This is a genomic window from Pyxidicoccus xibeiensis, from assembly GCF_024198175.1.
Taxonomy (GTDB): domain Bacteria; phylum Myxococcota; class Myxococcia; order Myxococcales; family Myxococcaceae; genus Myxococcus; species Myxococcus xibeiensis.
This window is the reverse complement of the sequence record NZ_JAJVKV010000015.1, coordinates 144,631-169,158: the sequence shown is the minus strand read 5'-3', so window position 1 is coordinate 169,158 and position 24,528 is coordinate 144,631. Positions and strand designations below refer to the sequence as shown.

At 70.0% G+C, this 24,528-nt stretch carries 22 protein-coding genes; 8 read left to right on the top strand and 14 right to left on the bottom strand.

The genetic code is table 11. The features are described 5' to 3' along the window. Positions 1–1,257, bottom strand: coding sequence for a CapA family protein (locus LXT23_RS41035; protein WP_253985920.1), 1,257 nt, complete (start codon positions 1,255–1,257; stop codon positions 1–3). Positions 1,258–1,320: 63 nt separating this feature from the next. Here LXT23_RS41035 and LXT23_RS41030 point away from each other — a divergent pair, with 63 nt between their 5' ends. The 3 genes from LXT23_RS41030 (at position 1,321) to LXT23_RS41020 (ending at position 4,922) form a co-directional block, all read left to right on the top strand. Further along, positions 1,321–2,136, top strand: coding sequence for a tetratricopeptide repeat protein (locus LXT23_RS41030; RefSeq protein WP_253985919.1), 816 nt, complete (start codon positions 1,321–1,323; stop codon positions 2,134–2,136). Positions 2,137–2,148: 12 nt separating this feature from the next. Further along, positions 2,149–3,597, top strand: a complete 1,449-nt coding sequence (locus LXT23_RS41025) for a hemolysin family protein (RefSeq protein ID WP_253985918.1) — start codon at positions 2,149–2,151, stop codon at positions 3,595–3,597. A gap of 83 nt (positions 3,598–3,680) precedes the next feature. Beyond that, positions 3,681–4,922, top strand: a complete 1,242-nt coding sequence (locus LXT23_RS41020) for an ATP-binding protein (RefSeq protein ID WP_253985917.1) — start codon at positions 3,681–3,683, stop codon at positions 4,920–4,922. A gap of 18 nt (positions 4,923–4,940) precedes the next feature. Here the strand turns inward: LXT23_RS41020 and LXT23_RS41015 are convergent, their stop codons facing one another. Next, a complete protein-coding gene (locus tag LXT23_RS41015) occupies positions 4,941–5,654 on the bottom strand; it encodes a TapB family protein (RefSeq protein WP_253985916.1) in 714 nt (237 codons plus the stop codon). Positions 5,655–5,981: 327 nt separating this feature from the next. Between LXT23_RS41015 and smc the strand changes: the two genes are divergently transcribed. Continuing rightward, the gene (gene smc, locus LXT23_RS41010) at positions 5,982–9,584 is read left to right on the top strand and encodes a chromosome segregation protein SMC (protein ID WP_253985915.1); all 3,603 of its coding nucleotides are present in this window, start codon (positions 5,982–5,984) and stop codon (positions 9,582–9,584) included. A 114-nt stretch (positions 9,585–9,698) separates the two neighbouring features. Here smc and LXT23_RS41005 read toward each other — a convergent pair whose 3' ends face one another. The 7 genes from LXT23_RS41005 to groES form a co-directional block, all read right to left on the bottom strand. Then, positions 9,699–10,901 (bottom strand): hypothetical protein, encoded by a 1,203-nt coding sequence (locus tag LXT23_RS41005; protein ID WP_253985914.1) that lies wholly within the window; start codon positions 10,899–10,901, stop codon positions 9,699–9,701. 42 nt (positions 10,902–10,943) lie between these two features. Beyond that, entirely contained in the window at positions 10,944–12,326 is a 1,383-nt protein-coding gene (locus LXT23_RS41000; protein WP_323379143.1) for a sigma 54-interacting transcriptional regulator, read from the bottom strand. Between the two features lie 72 nt (positions 12,327–12,398). Further along, the gene (locus tag LXT23_RS40995; protein WP_253985912.1) at positions 12,399–13,418 is read right to left on the bottom strand and encodes a hypothetical protein; all 1,020 of its coding nucleotides are present in this window, start codon (positions 13,416–13,418) and stop codon (positions 12,399–12,401) included. 69 nt (positions 13,419–13,487) lie between these two features. Continuing rightward, positions 13,488–13,889 (bottom strand): hypothetical protein, encoded by a 402-nt coding sequence (locus LXT23_RS40990; protein ID WP_253985911.1) that lies wholly within the window; start codon positions 13,887–13,889, stop codon positions 13,488–13,490. Between the two features lie 90 nt (positions 13,890–13,979). Beyond that, the gene (grxC, locus tag LXT23_RS40985) at positions 13,980–14,234 is read right to left on the bottom strand and encodes a glutaredoxin 3 (RefSeq protein ID WP_253985910.1); all 255 of its coding nucleotides are present in this window, start codon (positions 14,232–14,234) and stop codon (positions 13,980–13,982) included. A 150-nt stretch (positions 14,235–14,384) separates the two neighbouring features. Continuing rightward, positions 14,385–16,025: a chaperonin GroEL gene (gene groL / locus LXT23_RS40980; RefSeq protein WP_253985909.1), complete on the bottom strand. Its 1,641-nt coding sequence runs from the start codon at positions 16,023–16,025 to the stop codon at positions 14,385–14,387. 37 nt (positions 16,026–16,062) lie between these two features. Next, on the bottom strand, positions 16,063–16,353 hold the full coding sequence (groES, locus tag LXT23_RS40975) for a co-chaperone GroES (RefSeq protein ID WP_253985908.1): 291 nt from the start codon (positions 16,351–16,353) through the stop codon (positions 16,063–16,065). A 415-nt stretch (positions 16,354–16,768) separates the two neighbouring features. Between groES and LXT23_RS40970 the strand changes: the two genes are divergently transcribed. The 3 genes from LXT23_RS40970 (at position 16,769) to LXT23_RS40960 (ending at position 18,585) form a co-directional block, all read left to right on the top strand. Continuing rightward, a complete protein-coding gene (locus tag LXT23_RS40970; protein WP_253985907.1) occupies positions 16,769–17,359 on the top strand; it encodes a hypothetical protein in 591 nt (196 codons plus the stop codon). Between the two features lie 62 nt (positions 17,360–17,421). Beyond that, a complete protein-coding gene (locus tag LXT23_RS40965) occupies positions 17,422–18,063 on the top strand; it encodes a hypothetical protein (RefSeq protein ID WP_253985906.1) in 642 nt (213 codons plus the stop codon). A gap of 36 nt (positions 18,064–18,099) precedes the next feature. After that, a complete protein-coding gene (locus LXT23_RS40960; protein WP_253985905.1) occupies positions 18,100–18,585 on the top strand; it encodes an NUDIX hydrolase in 486 nt (161 codons plus the stop codon). A gap of 56 nt (positions 18,586–18,641) precedes the next feature. On the opposite strand, the gene rpoZ is transcribed toward LXT23_RS40960, so the two are convergent. Beyond that, positions 18,642–18,884, bottom strand: coding sequence for a DNA-directed RNA polymerase subunit omega (gene rpoZ / locus LXT23_RS40955; protein WP_253985904.1), 243 nt, complete (start codon positions 18,882–18,884; stop codon positions 18,642–18,644). A gap of 247 nt (positions 18,885–19,131) precedes the next feature. Here rpoZ and LXT23_RS40950 point away from each other — a divergent pair, with 247 nt between their 5' ends. Then, positions 19,132–19,653, top strand: a complete 522-nt coding sequence (locus LXT23_RS40950; protein ID WP_253985903.1) for a hypothetical protein — start codon at positions 19,132–19,134, stop codon at positions 19,651–19,653. 2 nt (positions 19,654–19,655) lie between these two features. On the opposite strand, the gene LXT23_RS40945 is transcribed toward LXT23_RS40950, so the two are convergent. The 4 genes from LXT23_RS40945 to LXT23_RS40930 form a co-directional block, all read right to left on the bottom strand. Continuing rightward, the gene (locus LXT23_RS40945) at positions 19,656–20,015 is read right to left on the bottom strand and encodes a DoxX family protein (protein ID WP_253985902.1); all 360 of its coding nucleotides are present in this window, start codon (positions 20,013–20,015) and stop codon (positions 19,656–19,658) included. Between the two features lie 64 nt (positions 20,016–20,079). Next, positions 20,080–21,717 (bottom strand): phosphoglucomutase (alpha-D-glucose-1,6-bisphosphate-dependent), encoded by a 1,638-nt coding sequence (gene pgm / locus LXT23_RS40940; protein WP_253985901.1) that lies wholly within the window; start codon positions 21,715–21,717, stop codon positions 20,080–20,082. Between the two features lie 117 nt (positions 21,718–21,834). Then, positions 21,835–23,478: an AmpG family muropeptide MFS transporter gene (locus LXT23_RS40935; protein ID WP_253985900.1), complete on the bottom strand. Its 1,644-nt coding sequence runs from the start codon at positions 23,476–23,478 to the stop codon at positions 21,835–21,837. Between the two features lie 91 nt (positions 23,479–23,569). Continuing rightward, the gene (locus LXT23_RS40930; protein WP_253985899.1) at positions 23,570–24,526 is read right to left on the bottom strand and encodes a hypothetical protein; all 957 of its coding nucleotides are present in this window, start codon (positions 24,524–24,526) and stop codon (positions 23,570–23,572) included. Positions 24,527–24,528 lie beyond the last annotated feature (2 nt).

The following is a 24,528-nucleotide window of genomic DNA, read 5'->3' as shown; positions in this document are numbered from 1 at the left end:
CTACTCCCTCCCTCGGGCTTCGGGGGAGGGGGGCGGTCGGGCCCACGGCTCCAGCTCGGGCAGCATCCGCTCCATGCCCTTCGACGAGTCGGCCAGCAGTCGCATGACGTCCTCCGCCTCGGCACCCGTCACGGGCACCGGCTGGAAGGGCAGCTCCGGGAAGCGGTCGGAACGCAGGGGCAGCACCTCACTGGACAGGTAGCCCCCGGGCCCGAAGCGGCCCTTCCACAGCGCGCTGCGCTTGTCGCGCGGGTTCCAGTTCCCCCCGAAGACGAAGTTCCCCAGCGAGTAGATGACGGGCGCGCCCTGGTACAGCTCCATGGCCTGGAGCACGTGGGGGTGGCTGCCCAGCACGCCACTGGCCCCGGCGTCAATCGCCGCGTGGGCCAGCCGCACCTGGTACGGCTCCGGCGTGTAGGTGCCCTCGCGGCCCCAGTGGAAGAAGGGGAGGACGACGTCCGCCTGCTGCTTCGCGGCGAGGATGTCCTCGCGCAGCATCCGCTCCATGACGTCCACGTCGGAGAAGTGGCCGGCGACGCCCGGCGTCGTCTCGGTGGCGTAGACCTGGGGCGGCTCGATGTTGCGCTCGCCGAGGAAGAAGTAGCCCAGCAGGGCCACGCGCACGCCGCCCACGGTGAGGATGGCGGGCCTTCGGGCCTCGGCCAGGTTCCGCCCGGCGCCGAAGTAGGGGATGCGCGCGGCCTCCAGCGTCACCAGCGTGTCCAGCAGGCCCTGGGCGCCCCAGTCCATCAGGTGGTTGTTGGCCAGGCTCACCACGTCCACGCCCCCGGCCACCAGCGAGCCCACCAGCTCCGGCCGCGCGCGGAAGTTGAAGTTCTTGGGCAGCTTCTCGCCCCCCTCGGTGAAGGGGCACTCCAGGTTGACGACGAAGAGGTCCGCCGCGTCGCCCAGGGCCTTCACCTCCTTGAAGCCGTAGGCCAGCAGCTCCTCGCGGGTGCGCCCCTTCTTGAGCTGGTCGTCGAAGTACGTCTGGTGGTTGTGGCCCAGCGTCACGTCCCCGCCCACCACGAGGGTGATGGGGCGGGCGGGCGGCCCGGCGTCCGGGGGGCTGGCGGCCGGGCCAGGGAGGGCGGCCAGGCCCCCGTCGTCGCCCGGGCCGGGCACGCCCGCGTCGCTGGAGCTGGCGGGCGGGGGAGCGCCCTCCGGGCCCCGAGCAGGCCCTGAGGGGGGCTCTGGCGGGACGGGGCGCGGGTGACAGGCGGACAACAGGAGCAGCAGGAGGGCGGCGTGGCGCATGGGCGGGGGGAAACTCTACCTTGCACCCTTGATTGCGCGGCGCGTAGATTGCCCGGCGCTCTCATGGCCCGGGAAAAGGACAACATCGCGCTCTCCGACGAGCACAACACTCGCGGAATCGAGCTGGCGGACCGGGGGTGGCTCGACGAGGCCATCAAGGAGTTCAAGAAGGCCATCGACCTGGACCCGAGCTCCGCCCACGCTCACGACAACCTGGCCACCGTCTACGCGGAGAAGAAGCTCTTCCGCGAGGCGCTGACGGAGTACCTCACCGCCCTGAAGCTGGAGCCGGAGAGCGCCACGGCGCACTACAACCTGGCCTGCTTCCTCTCCACGCACGCCGGGGAGATGGCGGTGGAGGAGTACAAGGAGGCCATCGAGCTGGACCCGGAGTATCCGGACGCGCACCTCAACCTCGGCCTCACCTACGCGGACCAGGGCCGGGTGGAGGAGGCGATGCGCGAGCTGCAGACGGCCATCGAGCTGGACCCGCAGGACGCCTTCCCGCGCCACGAGCTGGCCGCGCTGATGATGGACGAGGGCGACTACCGCTCCGCCATCACCCAGCTGAAGGAAGTGGTGCGCCTGGAGCCGGACAACTTCGAGGCGCAGCTGGATTTGGGCATCTGCTACGCGCAGAAGGGCTTCTACGCGGAGGCCGAGCGCGCGTACGAGCGGGCCCGGGCGCTCAACCCCGAGGACCTGCTGCTCAACTACAACCTGTCGGCGCTGTTCGCGCTGTGGGGCCGGCCCAAGGACGCCGTGCAGTACCTCCAGAAGTCGCTGGCGGCGGACCGGCCGAAGGTCCTCGGGTGGCTGTCCACGGACCCGATGTTCGACGCCCTCAAGGGCGACCCCGACTTCGAAGCGCTCTTCTGAGTCAAAATCCCCATGGGAACCGAATGGATCTTCCTCGGGCTGGCGCTGGTGCTGGTGCTGGCCAACGGCTTCTTCGTGGCGACGGAGTTCGCCATCGTGAAGGTCCGCGCCACGCGGCTGCAGGGTCTGGTGGACGAGGGCGCGCCGGGCGCGGCCCAGGCCATGAAGATGGTGGAGAAGCTGGACGCGTACCTCTCCGCCACGCAGTTCGGCATCACCCTGGCGTCGCTGGGGCTCGGCTGGGTCGGTGAGCCGGCCTTCGCGCGGCTGCTGGAGCCGGTGCTGGCGGGCTTCGTTCCGGAGGGCTCCAGCGCCACCCTGGCGCACACCGTGTCGGTGGTCATCGCCTTCAGCATCATCACCTTCCTGCACATCGTCATCGGAGAGCTGGCGCCCAAGAGCCTGGCCATCCAGCGCGCGGAGGCCACGACGCTCGCCGTCGCGCTGCCGATGCGGCTGTTCTACTTCCTCTTCTATCCGGCCATCGTCCTGCTCAACGGGCTGGCGGCCTGGGTGCTGCGCGTCTTCGGCCTGCACTCGATAGGGGAGTCGCACGAGGCCCACACCGAGGACGAGCTGCTCGTCATCCTGCACAGCTCGGCGCAGGCGGGGGCGATTACGACGGCGCGCGCGGAGCTGCTGGAGCGGGCGCTGGAGATGGCACAGAAGACGGCGCGGCAGGTGATGGTGCCGCGCAACCAGGTGAAGTTCCTGGACGTGGAGGAGCCGCTGGAGAAGTGCGTGGCGGACGCGCGCGCGGCCGGGCACACGTGGCTGCCGGTGTGCCGGGGCAACCTCGACGAAGTCGAGGGCCTGGTGAACGCGAAGGACCTCTTCTTCCTGCTGTCGCGCGGGGAGCTGCGCAGCCTGTCCCAGGTGCAGCGGCCGGTGCTCTTCATCCCGGAGAACGCCACGCTGGAGCAGCTCCTGGCGGAGTTCCGCCGCCGCCGCCGGCAGACGGCGCTGGTGGTGGACGAGCACGGCGGCACGTCCGGGCTCGTCACCATCGCCGACGTGGTGGCCGAGGTGGTGGGCGACGTGGCGGAGCTGGGTCGGCGCATGGATGAAGTGCGCGCGCTGCCGGGCGGCCGCTTCGAGCTGCCGGGGACGTCGCAGCTCGACGACCTCGAGGCACGGCTGGACGTCAACTTCGACCTGGACGAGGACGAGCAGGGCGAGGTGACGACCATCGCCGGCTACCTGATGGCCCGGCTGGGCCGCGTGCCCGAGAAGGGCGACACGCTCAAGCTCGACATGTGGCGCATCGTGGTGGAGGAGGTGGACGGGCCCCGCGTGGTGCGCGTGGTGGTGGAGCCCCAGACGCGCGCCGCGCCCGCGCCGCGTCCGTCCTCGGACTCCGGGGCGGCGTCCTCCGAGACGACCTTGGCGGCGTCTGCCGAGACGCCCTCGGGGGCGTCCCATGGTGACACTCCGCTGGTATCCTCGAAGGAAGATGCATGATGCGGCCCTCCGTGGCGTCATCAAGGGGCGGGCAGGCCCTGTAGTAGGACCGGGATCGCCGCTGCTGGACATGAGGTTTCCGAATGATGCCGATCGCCTCCCCATCGAGAGTCGAGCTGAGCGAACCCCTTGCGCTGCTGCGCTGGTTGGAGAGCGACCCGGTGAGTGTCTCGCTTGGCGCTATCGACCCCATCGAGTTGTGGGGGCTCGTCGCGTTGGCGGCACGTGCGCGGACGGATGGAGAAGCGCCGCTCCGCGTGAACCTGGAGCAGGCGTCGCGCTCCTGCCAGTTCGCACGCGCAGTGGGCTTCGAGGATGTGCTGTCCGGAGCAGGTGGCCTGGCTTCCGCCGCCGCTGAGAGGGGGCGCACTGTCAAGCTTGCACGTATCCAGAGGCACGCTTCCACCGAGCCTCCTTCAGATCAAATCTCCCGCCTGCTCGTTGCCGACCCTGCTCTTGAGGACACACGGCGCACGCTCTACTACGTCCTCAATGAGCTGCTTCGGAACGTCGTACAGCACAGCCAGGATCGCCTCGGCGGCATCGTGGGGGCCCAGCTCAACCGGGGAGGGCGCAACTCGGACCTGCCCATGGTCCAGGTTGCCGTGGTGGACGCAGGTATCGGCATCCCGGTCAGTCTCCAGAGCCGCCACACCTCGCTCGCGGATGCGGGCGCTGCACTTGAGAAGTCCCTGTGGCCGCACATCTCCAGTACGTTCGATGAAGGGGAGACGGGAAGCGCCCAGAATGCGGGCATGGGCCTGTTCTTCATCTCGGAGATGACCAAGCTCGTCGGAGGCAGGCTCGTCATAGCCACGCGAGGCGCGACTCTGACTCTCCAGGGCGATGAGAACTTCGAGGACCCGCACGGCATCCAGAAGGTCCACAAGGGAGTGGGGTACCCGGGGACGTTGGTGGCGTTCGAGATGCCCGTGGATGCAGTGCAGGACTACGACAGCATGATCGAGACCATCCGCGAACGTGCCAGGGAGCGTACCCCCCGAAGAGCCATTCACAAGTGGCTGAGCTTCGAGGCGCCGCCAGCGGGGACTTTCAAGTTCGTGGTACGCTCTACGGGAGTCGAGGACGCCAGGGAGGCGCAGCGGTTCTCGGAGGACCAGCTGATGCCCAGGCTGGTGAAGCGGCAGTCAGTCGCGCTCGACTTCGTGGGCATTCCCACATGCACCCAGAGCTACGTGCATGCGCTGCTGTATGAGGCCCTCCGGCTGGCGTGGGCGCGCAAGACGCCCATCTACATTCTCAACGCCCAGCCCGCCGTGAAGAGCACGCTGGAGTTGCTTGAGAACTACGCACTGGGAGGCTGAGGCCTCCCTTCGACGTCCTCACTCCTTCGGGTCCTTCTTCACCGCCACGGCCTTCTTCATGGCCTTGCCCTTGTTGGGGGCGGCGGCCTTGGCGGGCTCCGGGCGCTCCACCTTGAGCAGCTCCAGGTCCGTGCTGCCGGCGGTCTCCAGCTTGATGATGCCCACGCCGGGGGCGAACCAGATGAAGCTCTCCATGGAGCGCCCCTGGGCGCCGGGCCGGCTGGAGCGCGCGGTGGTGATGTTCTTCACCTTGAGCGCCTTGAAGGTGCCGGCGGCCACCGTCACCTCCTCCTCGCCCACCACCGTGGCCTCCTTGTCGAACGTGGTGGCGATGGTGGGCCGGATGCCCCCCGTCTTGCCCGCGGGCGGCTGGAGCTTCACGGAGAGGCTGTTCTTCCACGTCCCGCCGGGCACCATCGTCGCGGGCGCGGGCACCGCCACGCCTTCCGCGCTCACCACCTGCACGTCCATGCCGGACGCGGAGAGCAGCGTGCCCTCCAGGCCGCCCAGGCCCGTGCGGATGCCCTCCGAGGTACAGGTGGCCTCCGTCTCGCCCTGGCGGTTCTTCAGCTTCACCGCGACGGTGCCCTTGAGCCCTTCGGGCACGGGCGACACGTCCTTGGTGGACAGCTCCATCTGCGAGGACTTGCCTGCCCGGTAGGTGAGCTTGAGGCCGTCCTCCAGTGGGAAGTAGGGGTTGGGACATGCCGACGAGGAAGCAACCGCCGGCATGTCAGACCGGGGTGCTACGTCCGGCGTAGGGGACGCTCCCACGAGGAGCGTCAGGGCAAGAAAGGGCTGGAACGTAGGCAACCTCCAGAAAAAGCAATTGGAAGGTAGGGTGGGGCTCCCACTTTGCAACCCCACGGAACGGATGGCGCAGCGCTCGGCAAGCCCGGTTGAAGGGCAAGCAGCCGAACGTATGGCCACCTGAGGCATGGTCACGCTTGATCGCCCGGTGGGCGACTGGTACTCCTGCCGATCGTTCCGAGGCCGATTTTTCGGCCTCGCGCTCGCTTACCCCCTCGCACTCCGCGCGTCACCCAGGAGCCCGCAGGCATGAGAATCAAGCGGTTGGACATCACCGGCTTCAAGTCGTTCATGGAGCGGAGCGTCTTCACCTTCGACGAGGGCGTGACGGGCATCGTCGGCCCCAACGGCTGCGGCAAGTCGAACGTCGTGGACGCCATCCGCTGGGTGATGGGCGAGCAGAGCGCGAAGAACCTCCGTGGCCGTGGCATGGAGGACGTCATCTTCAACGGCTCGGAGAACAAGCCGCCGCTCTCCATGGCGGAGGTGTCGCTCACCTTCCTCGTGGACGAGACGGATCAGCTCTCGCCGCAGTACCAGGGCTACTCGGAGATCACCGTCACGCGGCGCCTGTTCCGCAACGGGGACTCGGAGTACCTCATCAACAAGACGCTGTGTCGCCTGCTGGACATCACCGAGCTGTTCCTCGGTACGGGCGTCGGCACCAAGGCCTACTCCATCATCGAGCAGGGCCGCGTGGGCCTCATCGTCTCCAGCAAGCCGGAGGACCGGCGCCACCTGCTGGAGGAGGCCGCGGGCGTCACCAAGTACAAGGCGCGCCGCAAGGCCGCCGAGCGGAAGATGGAGGCGACCGACGCCAACCTCCTGCGCGTCACGGACATCACCAACGAGCTGGAGAAGCGGCTCGACGCGCTGTCGCGCCAGGCGAAGAAGGCGGAGAAGTACAAGAAGCTCAAGGCGCGCATGCGGGACATCGACCTGCACGCGGCCAGCCACCGGCACCTGGAGCTCTTGGCGGAGAAGCAGGTCCTCAAGTCCCGCCTGGAGAACCTGGGCACCGAGGAGCGCGAGAGCCTGGACCGGGTGAAGGGCCTGGAGGAGGCAATCACCAAGCGCCGCGCGGAGCTGGACGCCGAGGGCGCCGCCCTGCAGACGCTCGCCGCCGAGGTGCACGCGCTGGAGAGCGCCGTGCAGCGCGACACCCAGGAGCTGACGTACGGCAAGCGCGACCTCGAGGAGACGCGCGCCCGCGTGGCCGGGGCGAGGACGGAGCTGGAGGGGCTCCTGGCGCGCCAGGCGGAGATGGCCGAGGCCATGGCCGCGCGCGAGGCGGAGCTGTCCGGCATCGCCGGCTCGTGGAAGGAGGACGAGGTCGCGATGCAGGTGGCGCAGGAGGAGCTGCGCCGCGTGTCGCACCTGCAGACCGAGGTGGCGATGCGCCTGGAGCAGGAGCGCGCCGGGCTCGTCGCGGTGGCCGGGCGGCTGGCCAACCACGAGAGCAACCTCGTCAACCTGGCCCGCCAGCGCACCGACTTGGAGGCCCGCCGGGCGAAGCTCCAGGCGGAGCTGGAGACGCTGCGCGGCCAGGAGTCGGAGCTGGAGAAGGTGCGCGGCGACGTGGCGAAGCGGGTGGAGGACACCCGGCACCTCGCGGCGGAGCTGGCCGAGCGCAAGGGGCACGAGGAGGAGGCGCTCAGCCGCACCCGCGCCGACTTCACGGAGAACGAAATCCAGGTCATCGCCCTGCGCGAGGAGCTGAGCGACAAGCGCAGCCGCCTGTCGTCCCTGGAGGACATCCAGAAGAACTACGACGGCTTCGACCGGGGCGTGCGCGCCGTCATGATGCGCGCGGGCACCGTGGCCCGCGAGCAGGGCATCTTCGGCCTCGTGGCCGACGTCATCTCCGTCACCCAGCGCTACGAGCGCGCGGTGGAGGCGGCCCTGGGCGAGCGGCTCCAGCACGTCATCGTCGAGAGCCGCGACAAGGGCGTGGAGCTGGTGGAGTACCTCAAGGGCCACGCGGAGGGCCGGGGCAGCTTCCTGCCGGTGCCCGCGCTGGACTCGCTGCCGGCCCCGCTGGAGCCGGACTTCAGCCGCTCCGGCGTGCTGGCCCATGCCCCGCGCGAGGTGACGTGCGAGGACTCCCTGCGGCCGCTGGTGCAGCTGCTGCTCGGGGACGTGGTCATCGTCCAGGACCTGGCCACGGCGCGCGCCTACTCGGACGCGGGCGGGCCGCCGTGCACGCTCGTCACGCTGGACGGCGAGGTGTTCCGCGCGGACGGCACCATCGTCGGCGGTGAGCGCGAGGGCGCGGCGGTGGGCGCGCTCCAGAAGAAGCGCGAAATCGCCGAGCTGGCCGCCGAGGTGGCGCGGGTGGAGGAGCGCTACAACGAAATCCTCACCCGGCACTACACGCTCCAGAAGCAGATGGGGCACACCGAGGGTGTCCTCAAGGGGCTGGCGAAGAACCAGCACGCGGAGGAAGTGAATCTCGCCAGCCAGGAGAAGGACCTGCACAAGGCCGGCGAGGACCTGGCCCGGGTGCGGGAGCGGCTGCGGGCGCTGGAGTCCGAGGACGCGCAGCTGGCGCAGACGCACAGCGGCCTGTCCCACGAGGAGGAGACGAGCCGCGGCGAGGTGGCGCATGGCCAGGCGGACCGCGAGGGCCGCGAGGAGCGCGTGCGGCAGCTGGTGGCGGAGCAGGAGTCCCTGCGCCAGCGCGCGGAGACGGCCAACGCGGACCTGACGGGGCTGCGCATCAAGGTCGCCGCGGGCAGCGAGCGCGGCGAGTCCGCGCGCAAGGAGCTCGACAGCCTGGTGACGCAGCGCCGGGAGATGGAGACCCGCGTCACCCGGCTGCAGGCCACGGTGGTGGAGGGCGGCGCGAAGGTGGAAGAGCTGGAGCGGCGCACCACGGAGACCGAGGGCGGGCTGGCCCAGCGCGCCGGGGAGCACCGGCTGGCCGCGGAGGGGCTGGAGGCCCGCCGCGCCGCGCACGTCACGGCCTCCGCCGAGGTGCGCGAGCAGGACACGGAGTTCCGCGAGCTGCGCGGCCGCGTGGACGAGCTGATGCAGGGCCTGTCGCAAATCTCCCTGCGCGAGCGGGAGATTGCCCTGGAGCTGGAGCACCTGTCGGCCGGCATCCGCGAGCGCCACCAGGTGGAGCTGGCGAACGAGCTGCACCGCTACCACCTGCTGCCCGCGCTCGCCCCGGAGACGGAGGCGGAGCTCAAGGACTTGCGCGCCCAGGTGGAGAAGATGGGGGAGATCAACCTCACCGCCATCGACGAGCACGCGGAGCTGTCCAAGCGCTACGACTTCCTCACCGCGCAGAAGAAGGACCTCCAGGACTCCATCGTCCAGCTCAAGGAGGCCATCCAGCGCATCGACGCCACCAGCCGCGAGCGCTTCAAGCAGACCTTCGACGTGGTGAACGAGAAGTTCCAGGCCATCTTCCCGCGCCTGTTCGGCGGCGGGCGGGCCAGCCTCATCCTCACCAGCGAGGGGCCCAACGCCGAGCCCGGCGTGGAAATCGTCGCCCAGCCGCCCGGCAAGAAGCTGCAGAGCGTGAATCTGCTCTCCGGTGGCGAGAAGGCCCTCACCGCCGTGGGCCTCATCTTCGGCATCTTCCTCATCAAGCCCACGCCCTTCTGCCTCCTGGACGAGGTCGACGCGCCGCTGGATGAGGGCAACGTGGGCCGCTACAACGAGATGGTGAAGGAGATGAGCAAGCAGTCGCAGTTCATCCTCATCACCCACAACAAGCGCACCATGGAGGTCTCCAACACCCTCTACGGCGTCACCATGGAGGAGCCGGGCATCTCCAAGCTCGTCAGCGTCCGCATGCGCGAGTCCGGCGCGGCCAACGACGACAAGGTCACCGCGGCGTAGCGCGGGGGGCGCGGCGGGCCCCGGGCGCACCCCGGGGCACTCCTGAAACACGGAAGGCGCGAGAGCCGGAATCCGGGCTCCCGCGCCTTCGTGCTTTTCAGGCCAGCGTGACGGCTACTTGTAGGACTTCTTCGGGCAGGCCGACTTGTCCTGGGTGGCGATCTTCTGGGCCTCGGTCAGCTCCTTCATCGTCTCGTCCAGGTTCTTCTGGGTGGCGGCCTCGGCGTCCGTCCAGCCCTCGGCGTCCTTGGTCTTCATCTCCTGGGCAATGGCCAGCGCGGCCTGCTCCGTGGCCTGGCGGGCCTGGATGGTCTCCACCACGCGGGCGTCGGCCTTCACCAGGGCGTTGCACTTGCTCTCGAGCTCGTCGAAGAGCTTGTAGTTCTTCGTCTTCTGGTAGCGCTCCACCACCTCGGCGAAGGCCTGCGCCGCGGGGGCGCGGGCGCCGTCGGCCATGGCCGCGTCCGCCGCGCGCTGCGTGCGCACCAGGTCCAGCTGCAGGAAGCGCAGCTCGGACGGCAGGGTGGCCGCCGCGGCCTCCGAGGCCTGCGAGTTGAAGTGGACGAAGCGGTACGCGAAGGTCAGCTCGTCGGTGGACAGCTTCGCCGGCAGCGCGGCCATCTTCTGCTGGAGGCACGCGGACACCTGGTCGCCCTCGGTGCTGCCGGAGGGCTCGAAGGTGACTTCGGCCGGCGTCGCGTTCGTCTTCACCAGCTTCACCTTGGCCGTCAGCGTCGGGGGGACCTTGTCCTTGAAGCTGGCGTAGCAGTCACACCAGGTCGGCAGGCCCAGGCGCACCGCGCCGGTGAAGTCCGAGCCCTCGTTGATGCCGAAGGTGACGGAGTTCAGGCCGCTGGCGGTGTGCTCGAAGGGGATGGTGGCCTCCACCGGCTGCGCGCCCTTGGCGAGCAGCGCCGGCTGGACGGCCGTGTCCACCAGCTTCTGGACGCAGGCGGTGCCCTCGGGGGTGAGGTTCTCCCCGGTGACGGCGTGGGTGGTGGCCTGGTCGGTGACGGTCGTCTTGACGGACACCTTCGTCGTGGGCGCGGGACCCCGGTTCTTCGGGTCCACCAGGCACTCCTGCACCTGCGGGCGCACGGCCAGCAGCGAGCCCAGGACGACGCCCTGGCTCGTCTGGTCCGGCACCGCCGTCTCGCGCGGGAAGCAGGCCACCAGGTCGAACGGGGGCTGGTTGGTGATGCGGACGCGCTCCTCGGTGCTGGTGGGCTGGGTGCCCTGCGCGGCGCCCTCGGTCTTCTGCTGACCGGCACAGGCGGCGGTGAGGACGACGGATGCTACGGCGACACGACGCAACATGCGGTGGTTCTCCCTGGGGTGGGACTGCGAGTCGGGTGGCTCCTACTTCTCCAGGCCCTCGGCGTTCTTCAGGTCCTTGAGACGGAGCCCGTTCTTCTTCAACAGTCGGTAGAGGCTCTGCATGGAAAGCCCGGTGCGCTGCTCGGCGGCCTTCATGTCGAAGCCCACCGTGCGCATCACCTCGGCGAAGTACAAGCGCTCGAAGTCGGCCAGCACCCTGTCCTTCGCCTCGTGGTACGGCAGCGTGGAGACGATGGCGGACACGTCGGTGGCGGGGGCCTGGCCCTCCGCGCGCCGCGAGGGCTGGGCGAGGAAGTCCAGCCAGCTGCTGTTGCCCGTCTCCTCCATGAGGGCGCCGCGCTCGAGCACGTTGCGCAGCTCGCGCACGTTGCCCGGCCAGTCGTAGCCCTCGAAGAGGGCCAGCGTCTGCGGGGTGAGCGTCACGCTGGCGCGCAGCGTCTGGGAGAGCGCCTGGGCCAGCGCGGGCAGGTCCTCGCGCCGGGTGCGCAGGGGCGGCAGGCGCACGCGCGCCACCGCCAGCCGGAAGTAGAGGTCCGCGCGGAAGCGGCCCTGGCGCACGTCCTCCTCCAGGTTGCGGTGCGTGGAGGCGATGACGCGCACGTCCACCGCCACCGGCTGCCCGTCCAGCGACGGCACCTCGCGCGTCTCCAGCACGCGCAGGAGCTTGCCCTGCACGGGCAGCGGCAGCTCGCCCACCTCGTCCAGGAAGAGGGTGCCGCCCCGGGCGGCCTCGAAGACGCCGCGCGCCTCGCGGTCCTCGTTGTCCCCCGCGCGCAGGCCGCCGAACAGCTCCCGCTCGGCCTTCTCCTCGGAGATGAGGTTGCAGTCCACGACCTTGAAGGGGCCGTGCCGCCTGGCCGAGTGCTGGTGCACCGCGCGCGCCGCCAGCTCCTTGCCGGTGCCCGTCTCACCCTCGATGAGCAGGCTCATGTCCTCGCGGGCGATGCGGCGCAGCTCCGTGAAGACCCAGCGCATCTTCTCCGAGGCGCCCACCAGCGCGCCGAAGGACTCGGCGCCCGCCACCTCGATTTCCGTGGGGCGCGGGGCCACCTTCACGGACAGCTTCGTCTTGCCCAGCTCAATCTTGTCCCCGCTGGACAGGTACGCCTGGATGACCTGCCGGCCGTCCAGGAAGGTGCCGTTGCGGCTGCCGGTGTCGCGCAGCAGCAGGCCGCGCGCGCTGCGCTCCACCTCCGCGTGGCGGCGGCTCACCGTGACGTCCGTGAGGACCAGGTCGCTGGCGGGGTCCGAGCCCACGCGGACGAGCCCGTCCTGGGTCGTCACCTTCTTGCCTTTGTCCGGGCCGGCGACCACCTCCACGGTCCACTCGTGGATGGGGATCCGCGTGCTGCGGCCTTCCTGTTCTGTCTGGGCGGTCTGGGTGACCTCGGGCCTGGGTTCCATCATGGGGTCCTCTTTAGGTGCGAGTCGCCCGGGGGGGCAAGCCCGACGCGCGTCCGCGCGCGACTGAAAACATCAGGGCAGCACGAGTGAAACAATCTGCCCAGAGGCTTGTTGCACGCGTGCCTCCGACGGAACAGGAGCCAGGCGCGTCCGGGCGAGGGCCTGCGGCGGGACGGGGCGGCCGTCGAGCGAGAGGACGATGTCTCCCGCCGCCAGCTTCGCGCCCGCGGGGGCTGCGCGGACGTACAGGCCGCCGGGCTTCCGGGCCAGCGTGTCCAGGACGGCGGGCTCCAGGCCGGGGTTGGCGAAGCGCAGGCGCTGCTGGCGCAGCAGCTCCGCGTCCAGGGCGTCCCGTGCCGCCAGCTCCGGCCCCAGCTCCAGCGTCTCCCAGGGCACCCACGCCACGGAGGTGGCCACGGGCGGAGAGGGCGCGCGGGGCGGCTTCAGGGTGCCCGACAGCCCCTTCAGCGCCTCGCGGGTGAGGTCCGCCATCAGCAGGGTGAGCTCCGGCGCCGGGTCCGCGCCCTCGTCCGTGACTTCCGCGAAGGGGTCCGCCGCCGCCTCGCCGGACACCTCCAGCACCACCTGCCGCGTGGCGGGGTGCAGCACCTCCACGGTGCCCAGGTACGTCACCGCCTCCTGGGCGCTCTGGCCCACGGTGCGGCCGCGACTGTCCACCAGTTCACGTTGGCCGGCCTGGACGCGCTTCTCCGCCCGGGGGCGCAGCACCAGCGCGCTGTCCGGGCGCACGCCGTACGCGGCCAGCACGGCGACGGCGTCGCTGGCGGCCCAGGCGTTGTCCTCGTCCGGGCGGTAGACGCGCACCTCGGTGGGGCCGAAGAAGAGGGCCTGCTCCGCCGCCTCGGCCAGGGCCACGTCCACCAGCCGCTGGGACAGCTCCACCGCGCGCCAGGCCGGCGTCTCCCAGCGGAAGCCGAAGGGATAGACGACGACGGCGGACACCGCGAGGTCCGCGGGCACGGAGCGCTTCACCTGGACGGAGGCGCCCTTGCAGGACACGGACAACGACACGGCCGCGAGGGCCAGCAGCGCGGCGGCGCGCGCGAGGAGGGACGGGCCGGGACGAGTCACGGCCCGCCATCCAAGACGAACGCCCCCGAGGAATCCAGAAACCCGCCTGGGGGCGCTCGTGCCGGAGGCTCAGTACCGCGCCGGCGAGTCGCTGGCGGGGAAGGACTCCTTGGACTCCTCGTCCACGATGTCGTCTTCGGCGTTGCCACCGGACTTCACGCTGGCGTTGATCTGGTCCTTCACCGCGCGGGTGGGGACGCTCTTGCCGCCACTGGCGGAGCGCTTGCGGCCGGTGCCGGCCTTCTGGCCGCCGAGCATCCGGCTGCCCAGCAGGTTCTTCGCCCGCTCGGACAGGTTGCGCTGCTCGTCCTGCCAGTCCCGGAAGAACTGGGCGAGCTCCTGGTCGCCGGACTCCTCGGCGTCCCGGATGTACTGCTCACCCACCGAGGTGCCCTTCAGCAGGTGGTACAGCGCGCTGATGAGGTTGTAGTGCTCGTCCCGGGTGCCCGTCTGTTGCTCTTCTCCCGCCATTGCGACCTCCCGCGAAAAGGGTGGTGTGCCTTGGAGGGGAAGCTATGCACGGCGCTCCGAGCATCCGGGCCGGTCGCCTGCCTGCCTGGGCTAGGCCAGCATCGGGTCCAGCTTGCCCTCGGTGTCCAGGCGGGACAGGTCCGAGTAGCCGCCCACGTGCGTGTCGCCGATGAAGATCTGCGGCACGGTGCGCTGGCCGCCGCTCATCTCCACCAGCTGCGCGCGCATGGAGTCGTCCCCGGTGACGTCGACCTCCTGGTAGTCCACACCCTTGCGCTTGAGCAGGTCCTTGGCGCGGACGCAGTACCCACAATAGTTCGTCGTGTAGATCTTCACGGGCTTCACGGGCACTTCCTCCTTGTGTCTTCCAAGTTAAGGGCCGGGCAGGGCCCGCGCCACCTTACCCCGAAAGCACGACGGCCCCCGGCTCCCTGGTGGGAACCGGAGGCCGCCCGAGGGTGCAGTCACCCCGGCGTGGCGCCGGGGTGGGGGCTGCTACATGCCCATGCCGCCCATACCGCCCATGCCGCCCATACCGCCGCCGGCCGGGGCCTCCTTCTCCTCCTTCGGGCGCTCCGCCACCATCGCCTCGGTGGTGAGCATGAGGGAGGCGACCGAGGCCGCGTTCTGCAGCGCGGTGCGGCTCACCTTGGCCGGGTCGATGACGCCGGCGGCGAGCAGGTCCTCGTAGGCGCCGGTGGCCGCGTTGAAGCCGAACGGACCGGTGCTCTCCTTGACCTTGTTCACCACCACGCTGCCCTCCAGGCCGCCGTTGCCGACGATCTGGCGCAGGGGCTCCTCGAGCGCGCGGCGGATGATGTCCACGCCGAACTTCTCACCCGTCGTGAACTGCTGGCCGTCCAGCGCCTTGAGGCACCGGATGAAGGCCACGCCGCCGCCGGGCACCACGCCCTCCTCGACGGCCGCGCGAGTCGCATTGAGCGCGTCCTCCACGCGGGCCTTCTTCTCCTTCATCTCCGTCTCGGTGGCCGCGCCGACGTTGATGACGGCCACGCCGCCGACCAGCTTCGCCAGCCGCTCCTGCAGCTTCTCGCGGTCGTAGTCGCTGGTGGTCTCCTCGATCTGCGCGCGGATCTGCTTCACGCGCGCCTCGATGTCCTTCTGGCTGCCGGCACCGTCGACGATGGTGGTGTTGTCCTTGTCCACCGTGATGCGCTTGGCGCGGCCCAGGTCCTGGAGCGTCAGCGTGTCCAGCTTGATGCCCAGGTCCTCGGCGATCATCTTGCCGCCCGTCAGGGTGGCGATGTCCTCGAGCATGGCCTTGCGGCGGTCACCGAAGCCCGGCGCCTTCACCGCGCACACGTTCAGCACGCCGCGGATCTTGTTCACCACCAGGGTGGCCAGGGCCTCGCCCTCGACCTCCTCGGCGATGATGACGAGCGGCTTGCCGGCGCGCGCCACCTGCTCCAGCACGGGCAGCAGGTCCTTCATCGACGAGATCTTCTTCTCGTGGATGAGGATGAGCGCGTCGTTGAGGACGGCCTCCATGCGCTCCGGGTCCGTCACGAAGTACGGGGAGAGGTAGCCGCGGTCGAACTGCATGCCCTCGACCACGTCCAGGGTGGTCTCCAGGCCCTTGGCCTCCTCCACCGTGATGACGCCCTCCTTGCCGACCTTCTCCATCGCGTCCGCGATGATCTGGCCGATGGTGGAGTCGCCGTTCGCGGAGATGGTGCCGACCTGGGCAATCTCCTTCTTATCCTTCGTCGGCTTCGCCATCTTCTTCAGCTCGGCGACGATGGTGACCACGGCCTTGTCGATGCCGCGCTTGATCTCCATCGGGTTGTGACCCGCGGCGACCAGCTTCGCGCCCTCGCGGAAGATGGCCTGCGCCAGCACGGTGGCCGTCGTGGTGCCGTCACCCGCGACGTCAGACGTCTTGGAGGCGACCTCCTTGACCATCTGCGCGCCCATGTTCTCGAACTTGTTCTCCAGCTCGATTTCCTTGGCGACCGTCACACCGTCCTTGGTGATGGTGGGCGAGCCAAAGCTCTTCTCGATGACCACGTTGCGGCCCTTGGGGCCGAGGGTGACCTTGACCGCGTCAGCCAGGATGTTGACGCCGCGCAGAATGGCCTCGCGCGCGCGCACATCGAACAGAATGTCCTTCGCCATGATTTTGAGTCCTTAGAAAGGGGTGGGAAGGGACGGATTACTTCTCGATCACGCCGAGCACATCCTCCTCACGGAGGATGAGGTGCTCCTCGCCGTCGAGCTTGATCTCGGTGCCCGCGTACTTGCTGAACAGGATGGTGTCGCCGGCCTTGATGTCCATCGGGCGGACCTTGCCGTCCTCCAGCACCTTGCCGTTGCCCGCGGCGATCACCTTGCCCTCGAGGGGCTTCTCCTTCGCCGTGTCGGGGATGAAGAGACCGCCCTTGGTCTTGGTCTCCTCGGCGACGCGCTTGACGATGAGCCGATCCTGCAGGGGACGAATCTTCATGGTCGTTCTCCTTCTATGTGGTGCCCGGCCCGGGGGTACTGCCGGCCGGGACACCGCTTGGGGGTTGATTAGGGCCTTTGACGACCCGCGGCATTAGCACTCGCACCTCGTGAGTGCTAACGCCTAGGCGCCGCGGATAATAACCAGGGAAGTCGACCCGTCAAGCGATGCCGGACCGCCGGCCCGGTTGCTGCCAAATACGCGGCATTCCTATGGTTTTACGGCTCCACCCCACCGTGACGGGAGTTATTCCCCGCCCCCGTCACAGGCCTGCGGATTAGCACTCGGCAGGGGCGAGTGCCAGCGCAAGTGCCTGGAATCATTGACCTTGGCTTTGCGGCGTCCGAGGGCCGTTGGTACCCTTCGGGGTGTCCCCCGGGGGCGCGGTGGCCTTCCGGGAAGGCGGGAGGTGTCAATGAGTGAACTGGTGGCGTCCCTGTCGCTCAAGGAGTTCTTCAAGTCACTCCTGGACGAGGTCATCGGGCGGCAGCGGGTGGTGATTGGCGAGTCGACGGAGTTCTACCTGGTGAATCTGCTGTCGGAGTTCGCGCTGACCGACAAGCTGTTCACCCGCGAGGAGGACGGCCGGAAGGACCGCGAGCCGCTGGCCGTGCTGTACCACCAGGCGCTGCAGCAGGAGCGCCACGAGCGCATCCGCACGCTGCGACGGCTGGGGGACGTGTCCCTGTACACGGCGGGCTTCTTCTCCGGAGCGCTGCAGAGCGGGGCGGTGGGCCCCGACTACTACATCCAGATGGGCGGCACGGCGTACGGGCAGGTGGCGGAGCTGTCCCCGGCGGCCCAGGTGTACCGCGAGCTGCACGACAAGTTCCGGCTGCTGGTGGAGGTGCTGGAGGAGATTGCCGCGCGGGGCATGGTGCAGGCCGGCCCGGCCGGGGCCCTCAAGGTCTACGAGTCCTGGGTGCGCACCGGGAACGACCGGCTGGAGCGCGTGCTGGTGGACGCGGGGATGGTGCCCCTGTCGAAGGGGCAGCTGGCGAACTAGCCGGGCGGCGGGGGGCGCAGGGCGTGGCGTGGCGTCGAGTGGCGTGGCTCGGAGGCGTAAAGATGATCGGTCGCATGCAGGACCACCTGGAGGCCATCTACGGCTTCACGTGCGAGGCAAGGGCCGAGGGCTTCGTGGTGGACACGGAGTCGGCCGTCCAACTGGGCGGCACCGGGCGCGCCGAGGAGGAGCTGCTGGTCCACGAGGCCGGGGACGCGCTGGAGCTGGCGCTGTACCTGTCCCCCGCGCTGCTGGACAGGCTGAAGCCCTATGAAGCCGGCCCCATGGGGTACGTCCTGGACGGCGACCTGGAGGGGTACTGCCAGGTGGCCGAGGGCGTCAGCCACTTCCTCTACGTGGCGCACACGGCGTCGCACGGGCGGACGGTGTCGCTGCTGGAGCTGGAGGCCCAGGCGGAGGTGGACAAGTTCGCCGTCTGCCTGCTGCACCGCTGGGGCGAGGGCGTGGAGGCCTGGGCGGCGGAGCTCTTGCGGCGGCTGTTCGACCGGGTGTCCTACCGGGAGAAGCTCTCCCCCCAGGAGCGTTGGCGGTACGAAGAAGCCAACCGGCTGTCGCGGCGCTTCTGCGCGAGGCTGATGGGGCACGTCGCCGGCAGGCGGCTGGACCGGCTGCTGGGGGACCTGCGCTACGCCTACCGGCTGGGGGCGGAGGCCAAGCTGCGCCATTTCGCGCACGGTGGGTGAGCACCTGCCCGCCCGCTTCGGGTAGGGTGGCCGGGCATGCCACGCGAGGCGTCCGCAGGAGGAGTCGTCATCCGGGAGAGTGCGGGCACCTGGGAGGTGGCCGTCATTCGTCCCCATGGGCGACCCTTGTGGGCGCTCCCGAAGGGGCACGTCGACCCGGGGGAGAGCCCGGAGCAGACGGCGAGCCGCGAGGTGCGCGAGGAGACGGGCCTCACCGCGACGCTCATCGCCCCGCTGGGAGAGATTCGCTACGTCTACCAGTTCCGGGGGCAGCGCATCTTCAAGCGCGTCCACTTCTTCCTCTTCCGCTACCAGGAAGGCGCGCTGGGGCCGCTGCCGGGGCCGCGCGTGGAGGTGGACGAGGTGCGCTGGGTGCCGGTGGGCCAGCTGGTGCCCATGCTCGGCTACAAGGGTGAGAAGGCCGTGGCGTCGCGCGCGGTGCGGTGGCTGCGCTCACAGGGCCTGCTCCCCGAAGCTCCCTCCCCGGTCCGCACGGTGGTCTCCGGGGAGGAAGGCGGCTGAAGTCCCCTGGAGGCTCCGAAGCACTCACGGAGCCCGCGGGGGACCTCAGGACCGGCTCAGGGCTTGCGGGGCTCTTCGGCGGCGTACTTGCCGGAGAGCGCCTCGCGCACGTCCCGGTCGAACTTCACGCGGCCGGTGGCGACCTCGCGCAGGGAGAGCACGGGGGGCTTGTTCTTGGAGATCTCGATGATGGGCCGGGCACCCGCCATCAGCTGACGCGCGCGCTTGGCGGCGAGCAGCACCAGCGCGAACCGGTTGTCCACGCGGGGGAGGCAGTCTTCGACTGTGACGCGAGCCATGGAACGTCCTTCGGAATTCGGTGAAACGACAGGAAGCGACGAAACCTAAAGAGCACCCCCCTCCGAGTCAAGGAAGGACGCACCGGCCGGGCCGCCGGGCGGACAGGCGCTCCCGCCCCGGGTGGGAGGCGCCCGGGTGGGGCGGAGACGGGGTGCGCGCCTGCCCATCCACGTCCACACCCGTCCCGTAGTCCCTTTTGAGACACACGGCCCGCATGTCGCGGGCCACATAAAAAGGGACACGCACATGAGCAGCCATCACGACGAGTACACGGGCGCGGACGCGGGCCAGGACGCGGAGGTCGAGGCCCGGGACGCCCTCGAGCCGCAGCGCAGCAGCGCGGCGTTCCTGCCGGACGACGACCCGGAGGAGGTCGCCATCGCCTGCCGCACGAAGAGCCTGCTGCCGGCCGAGCCGGACATCGTCGCCAGCAAGATCTTCACGCAGCTGAGCTTCCGGACCGCGGTCATCGACCTGCGGCTGGGGCCGAAGGTGACGTTCAACCCCGGCCTCACGCCGCAGGCGTGCGCCATCAGCGCGGATGACGCCCAGCTGTTGCCAGCCCGCTACGTGAACCTGCTCGGCGCCACCCGCGTCGTGCAGCTCCCCGGCCGGCTCCTCTTCCAGCTGGACGTCCAGGACACGAATCGGCCCGGCACGCTGGCCTTCCGGCTCAAGTTCGAGGAGCAGCGCATCCAGCCGAAGCGGGCCGTCATCCTCGCGACGGTGGACCTGCGCCTGCGCACGGTGATGCTCGCGCGCGGCTAGCGTCAGGTGTACCACCAGGCCCAGAGGATGAAGACGGCCTGGAAGGGAAGCCGCAGCCAGAGCAGGGCGGGGTGGAGCTTCTTGAACCGCTCCGGGTTCATCGACATGTAGAGGTTGGCGGGGAACACCGCGACGAACAGCGCGATGAGCCCCCACGCGGCGAGCCGGCTCGTCTGCGGCACCACCAGCAGCACTCCCAGCAGGGCCTCCGCCACACCACTCCAGAACACGAGCGGGCCGTGCCACGGCAGGTACGGCGGCATCATCCGCAGGTAGAACTTCGGGTTGCGGAAGTGATTCAACCCCGCCGCCACCATCAGCAGGGCGAGGACGTACTGCAGGACGAGCTTCACGGTTTCCATGGGGGGACTGACTCCTCCGGCGCCATGCAAGCGCGCGGAGGAGCCCGGGTCCAGCTTTCGAAGCCTACGTCCCGGCGAAGGCCGCGCCGACGATGGCGCGCGCCTCCTGGATGATGGACTGGAGGTGCACCTCGTCGCGGAAGCTCTCCGCGTAGATTTTGTAGACGTCCTCGGTGCCGGAGGGGCGCGCGGCGAACCAGCCGTTCTCCGCCACGACCTTGAGGCCGCCGATGTCCGCGTTGTTGCCGGGCGCGCGGGTGAGTCGCTGGAGGATGGGCTCGCCCGCGAGCGTGGTGGCCTTCACCACGTCCGGGGACAGCTTCTTCAGCGCCGACTTCTGCGCGGGCGTGGCCGGCTGGTCGATGCGCGTGTACAGCGGCGCGCCAAAGCGGGAGGCCAGGTCGCGGTAGTGCTCGCCCGGGTCCTTGCCGGTGCGCGCGAGAATCTCCACGGCCAGCAGGTCCAGGATGATGCCGTCCTTGTCCGTGGTCCACACCGAGCCGTCCCGGCGCAGGAAGGACGCACCGGCGCTCTCCTCGCCGCCGAAGCCCAGCGAGCCGTCCACCAGCCCGTCCACGAACCACTTGAAGCCCACCGGCACCTCGACGACGCGGCGGCCCAGGTCCTTCGCCACGCGGTCGATGAGGCTGCTGCTCACCAGCGTCTTGCCCACCGCCGTGCCGGGCTTCCAGCCGGGCCGGTTGCGGAAGAGGTAGTGGATGGCCACCGCCAGGTAGTGGTTGGGGTTCATCAGCCCCATGCTGCGCGTGACGATGCCGTGCCGGTCCGAGTCCGCGTCGTTGCCGAAGGCGATGTCGTACTGGTCCTTCAGCCGCACCAGGTTCGCCATGGCGTACGGCGACGAGCAGTCCATGCGGATCTTCCCGTCGTGGTCCAGCGGCATGAAACGGAACGTCGGGTCCACCGTGGGGTTCACCACGTGCAGGTTCAGCCCGTACCGCGTGGCGATGGGCTCCCAGTAGTCGACGTTGGAGCCGCCCAGCGGGTCCGCGCCAATCTTCAGCTTCGCGCCGCGCAGCGCCTCCATGTCCACCACGCTGCCCAGGTCCTCCACGTACGGGGTGATGAAGTCGTGGGGCTTCACGGTGGGCGCGGTGCGGGCCCGCTCGTAGGGGATGCGCTTCACGCCCGCGTTGCCGTTGCCGAGCAGCTCGTTGGCGCGGCGCTCGATGCCGGCGGTGACGTTGGTGTCCGCGGGGCCGCCGTTGGGCGGGTTGTACTTGATGCCGCCGTCCTCGGGCGGGTTGTGGGACGGGGTGATGACGATGCCGTCCGCGAGCCCGGAGGTGCGGCCCTGGTTGAAGACGAGGATGGCGTGGGAGATGACGGGCGTGGGCGTGGCGCCGTCGGTGAAGCGCACCTGCACGCCGTTGGCGGCGAGGACTTCGAGCGCGGTGCGCTGCGCCGGCTCGGAGAGGGCGTGCGTGTCCATGCCCAGGTACAGCGGGCCGTCGATGCCCTGCTGCTGGCGGTACTCGCAGACGGCCTGCGTCACCGCGACGATGTGGGCTTCGTTGAAGCTGCGGCGCGCGGAGGAGCCGCGGTGCCCGGACGTGCCGAAGGCGACGCGCTCCTCCGGCACGCGGACGTCAGGCTGCTCCGCGAGGTAACGGGCGCGCAGCTTCTCGGGGTCGATGAGGAGTTCTACCGGGGCGGGCTTGCCAGCGAGAGGGTGGGCCATGGCGCGCCAACATAGGCAGGCCGCCCTCCGGATGGATCTCCGATGTGATGGACCTGTCCTCCGGTACACCCGTCCGGAGGTCCAGGCCTGTGTCGGAAACCACCCCGGCCGGGGCCGTCAGCGGGCCTGGGCCGCGCCCGTGGAGGGGGCGGCGGGCGGGGCCTCCTCCTCGGGGATGTAGAAGGCCCCGGAGCGCGCGGCGAGCGCGGCGGCCGTGAGCAGGCCCACCACCAGCCCGAAGATGACGATGCCCCCGAGCGTCACCCAGTCAGTGACGGTGGCGGGGTGGAGCGTCGTGTTCAGGGCCGCACCGAAGTCGAAGCCCGCGGTGGGGTTGGTGCGCACGGCCTGCATGGCGGCGAGCAGCGCGGTCGTCAGGCCCCCCAGGACGATGCCCGCCACGCCCGCCAGCACGGCGGCGGTGGCCAGGGCGCCCCGGCTCATCGCCCGGCTCGCAGGACGGGCCGCGGGCTCCACGTCGAAGTTGGGGTCCTTCACGCCCAGCGGGACGAAGCGCGCCAGCAGCAGCAGGCCGGGGATGCCGGCCACCATGGTGACCCAGAAGAACTGCTCCCAGCCCAGGGCATGGACGGCGTAGCCACTGATGGGGCCGGCCACCACGCGGGGGATGGAGAAGAGGCTGGAGAGCAGCGCGAACTGGGTGGCGGAGAAGCGCTTCTGCGTCAGCCGCAGCAGCAGCACGGAGAAGGCACCCGTGCCCAGGCCCTGCGTCACCTGCTCGAAGCCGATGGCGGAGTACATCAGCAGCTCGTTGGGCGCCCCGGCGCGCGCCACGAGCACGTAGCCCACGTTGGAGACGATCTGCACCACGCCGAAAATCCAGAGCGCCCGGCCCAGCCCCAGCACCGTGGTCCACGCGCCGCCGATGAGCGTCCCGATGATGGTGCCGAACAGGCCGATGGTGCCCAGCGCCACGCCGCGGTGCAGGGCGCTGTAGCCCATGTCCACCAGGAAGGGCCGCAGCAGCGAGCCGCCCAGGTTGTCCGCCAGCTTGTACGCGAAGACGAAGGCGAGGATCTCCAGCGCCCGGTGCCGGTTGAGGAAGCCCACGAAGGGGTACCAGACGGCATCCTTCAGTGACTTCGGAGGCGGGACGCGCTCCTCGGGCTCCGGGGCGAAGCGGGTGATGAGCAGCAGCGGGATGTAGAGCAGCGCCAGCCCGATGACGACGATGCTCCACGAAATCCGGCCCGCCAGGGTGATGGCCGCCGAGCCGGCGATGAACATGGCCGCCCGGTACAGCGCCACGCGCGCGCCCACCGCGACGCCCTGCTCCTCCTTGCGCAGCACCTCCACCGAGTACGCGTCGATGGCGATGTCCTGTGTGGCCGCGGAGAACGCCACCGCCATGGCGAGCGCGCCCACCACCCACGCCGCCTCCGGGTGGCTGCCCAGGCCCGCCAGCGCCAGGGTGGTGGCGAAGAGGGCCACCTGCGCCAGCGCCATCCAGCCCCGCCGCCGTCCCCAGAAGGGTGGCACGTAGCGGTCCATCAGCGGGGACCAGAGGAACTTGAAGGACCAGGGGGCCTGCGCCAGCGTGACGAGGCCCACGATGCGGATGTCCACGCCGGCGCTGCGCAGCCAGTCGGGAATCGCAATCCAGACCAGGCCCAGGGGCAGACCCGAGGAGAACGAGAGCAGCGTCACCGAAGCGGTCCGCCAGGAGGCCATGGCCAGCGCCAGGCTCTTCAATGTCCCGGGACGCTGGGGGCGCTCCTCGGTCTTCGACCCTTCACTCATGGGCGCGCACTATACCAGTGGCGTTTCAGTCGAAAGGTTTCCGTTCACCCTCGCCTGACCGGCTGCCAGCCCGTTGACAGGGCGAGGCCGCCTACTCGTCCAGCGCGGAGAAGTCCGGGCACGTGCTGCGGTTGCCTTCTGTCGGGTTGAAGAAGTCCCAGCTGCGCGCGAGGAACGTGACGCGGCCCAGCGCGTTCCAGCACTCGGTGTACTTCGCGCCCGTGATGTCCCCGTCCAGCACCAGCAGCGTGCCCGCCCCCCGGCCGTCCGGCGCCCAGCGCGAGGTGAGCTCCACGTCCTCCAGCCGGCCGCCCGCGACGAGGTCCGTGCCCGGCAGCTGGAACTTCATCTCCCCCACGCCGCCCTCCGCCTCGCGGTACGTGTAGCGGGTGGCCTGCACCAGGCCGCCCGCGGGGGTGAACACCATCTCCACCCGGGTGGGCAGGGCCTTCGTCTGGTACACGATGTCCAGCCGGTCGAGGGCCTCCAGGTCGGTCTCGAAGGCCTCCTCCCGCGCCCGCTTCACGTCCAGGCTGATGGCGCCGGTGCCCTTGCGGATGCCCGCGTCCGACTCGAAGTGGCCCGTCAGGAAGGCCCACCAGTCCAGGTCTCCCTCGCCGCGGCGGCGGTACTCCAACCGGTAGTCGAAGCGCAGCGCCTGGCGCTCCATGACGAAGCGCACCTCGAAGTCCCGGTGCTTGTCGTCCCGGAACGGCCCCCACACGCGCCGGTCCGGCTCGCGCGTCGTGGGTGACGCGTTCCGGATGTTCTCCAGCAGCGTCAGCAGCCCGTCCACGCCCGCGTTGAAGTTCCGTCCCGTCTCGTCCGTCTCGGAGGCCAGTTCCGACGCCTCGCCCAGCTTCACCACCAACGCCGCCTTCCGCGTGGTCAGCCCGCCCCCCGCGCGGCCCTCGCTGCTGGGGGGCAGCTTCGCGGCCAGGTCCTCGCGGCGCGGCAGCGCGTTGAGGAACTCCAGGTCGTCGTTGGAGAAGTCGCCGCCGCACGCGGCCGCCGCCAGGCACAGACAGGCCATCGCCAGGTGTCGCATCG

Bases quoted from the DNA above. Each gene is read 5' to 3' on its own strand.
- LXT23_RS41035 (WP_253985920.1), bottom strand. From the start codon at position 1,257: ATGCGCCACGCCGCCCTCCTGCTGCTCCTGTTGTCCGCCTGTCACCCG.
- LXT23_RS41030 (WP_253985919.1), top strand. From the start codon at position 1,321: ATGGCCCGGGAAAAGGACAACATCGCGCTCTCCGACGAGCACAACACT.
- LXT23_RS41025 (WP_253985918.1), top strand. From the start codon at position 2,149: ATGGGAACCGAATGGATCTTCCTCGGGCTGGCGCTGGTGCTGGTGCTG.
- LXT23_RS41020 (WP_253985917.1), top strand. From the start codon at position 3,681: ATGATGCCGATCGCCTCCCCATCGAGAGTCGAGCTGAGCGAACCCCTT.
- LXT23_RS41015 (WP_253985916.1), bottom strand. From the start codon at position 5,654: ATGCCGGCGGTTGCTTCCTCGTCGGCATGTCCCAACCCCTACTTCCCA.
- smc (WP_253985915.1), top strand. From the start codon at position 5,982: ATGAGAATCAAGCGGTTGGACATCACCGGCTTCAAGTCGTTCATGGAG.
- LXT23_RS41005 (WP_253985914.1), bottom strand. From the start codon at position 10,901: ATGTTGCGTCGTGTCGCCGTAGCATCCGTCGTCCTCACCGCCGCCTGT.
- LXT23_RS41000 (WP_323379143.1), bottom strand. From the start codon at position 12,326: ATGGAACCCAGGCCCGAGGTCACCCAGACCGCCCAGACAGAACAGGAA.
- LXT23_RS40990 (WP_253985911.1), bottom strand. From the start codon at position 13,889: ATGGCGGGAGAAGAGCAACAGACGGGCACCCGGGACGAGCACTACAAC.
- groL (WP_253985909.1), bottom strand. From the start codon at position 16,025: ATGGCGAAGGACATTCTGTTCGATGTGCGCGCGCGCGAGGCCATTCTG.
- groES (WP_253985908.1), bottom strand. From the start codon at position 16,353: ATGAAGATTCGTCCCCTGCAGGATCGGCTCATCGTCAAGCGCGTCGCC.
- LXT23_RS40970 (WP_253985907.1), top strand. From the start codon at position 16,769: ATGAGTGAACTGGTGGCGTCCCTGTCGCTCAAGGAGTTCTTCAAGTCA.
- LXT23_RS40965 (WP_253985906.1), top strand. From the start codon at position 17,422: ATGATCGGTCGCATGCAGGACCACCTGGAGGCCATCTACGGCTTCACG.
- LXT23_RS40960 (WP_253985905.1), top strand. From the start codon at position 18,100: ATGCCACGCGAGGCGTCCGCAGGAGGAGTCGTCATCCGGGAGAGTGCG.
- rpoZ (WP_253985904.1), bottom strand. From the start codon at position 18,884: ATGGCTCGCGTCACAGTCGAAGACTGCCTCCCCCGCGTGGACAACCGG.
- LXT23_RS40950 (WP_253985903.1), top strand. From the start codon at position 19,132: ATGAGCAGCCATCACGACGAGTACACGGGCGCGGACGCGGGCCAGGAC.
- LXT23_RS40945 (WP_253985902.1), bottom strand. From the start codon at position 20,015: ATGGAAACCGTGAAGCTCGTCCTGCAGTACGTCCTCGCCCTGCTGATG.
- pgm (WP_253985901.1), bottom strand. From the start codon at position 21,717: ATGGCCCACCCTCTCGCTGGCAAGCCCGCCCCGGTAGAACTCCTCATC.
- LXT23_RS40935 (WP_253985900.1), bottom strand. From the start codon at position 23,478: ATGAGTGAAGGGTCGAAGACCGAGGAGCGCCCCCAGCGTCCCGGGACA.
- LXT23_RS40930 (WP_253985899.1), bottom strand. From the start codon at position 24,526: ATGCGACACCTGGCGATGGCCTGTCTGTGCCTGGCGGCGGCCGCGTGC.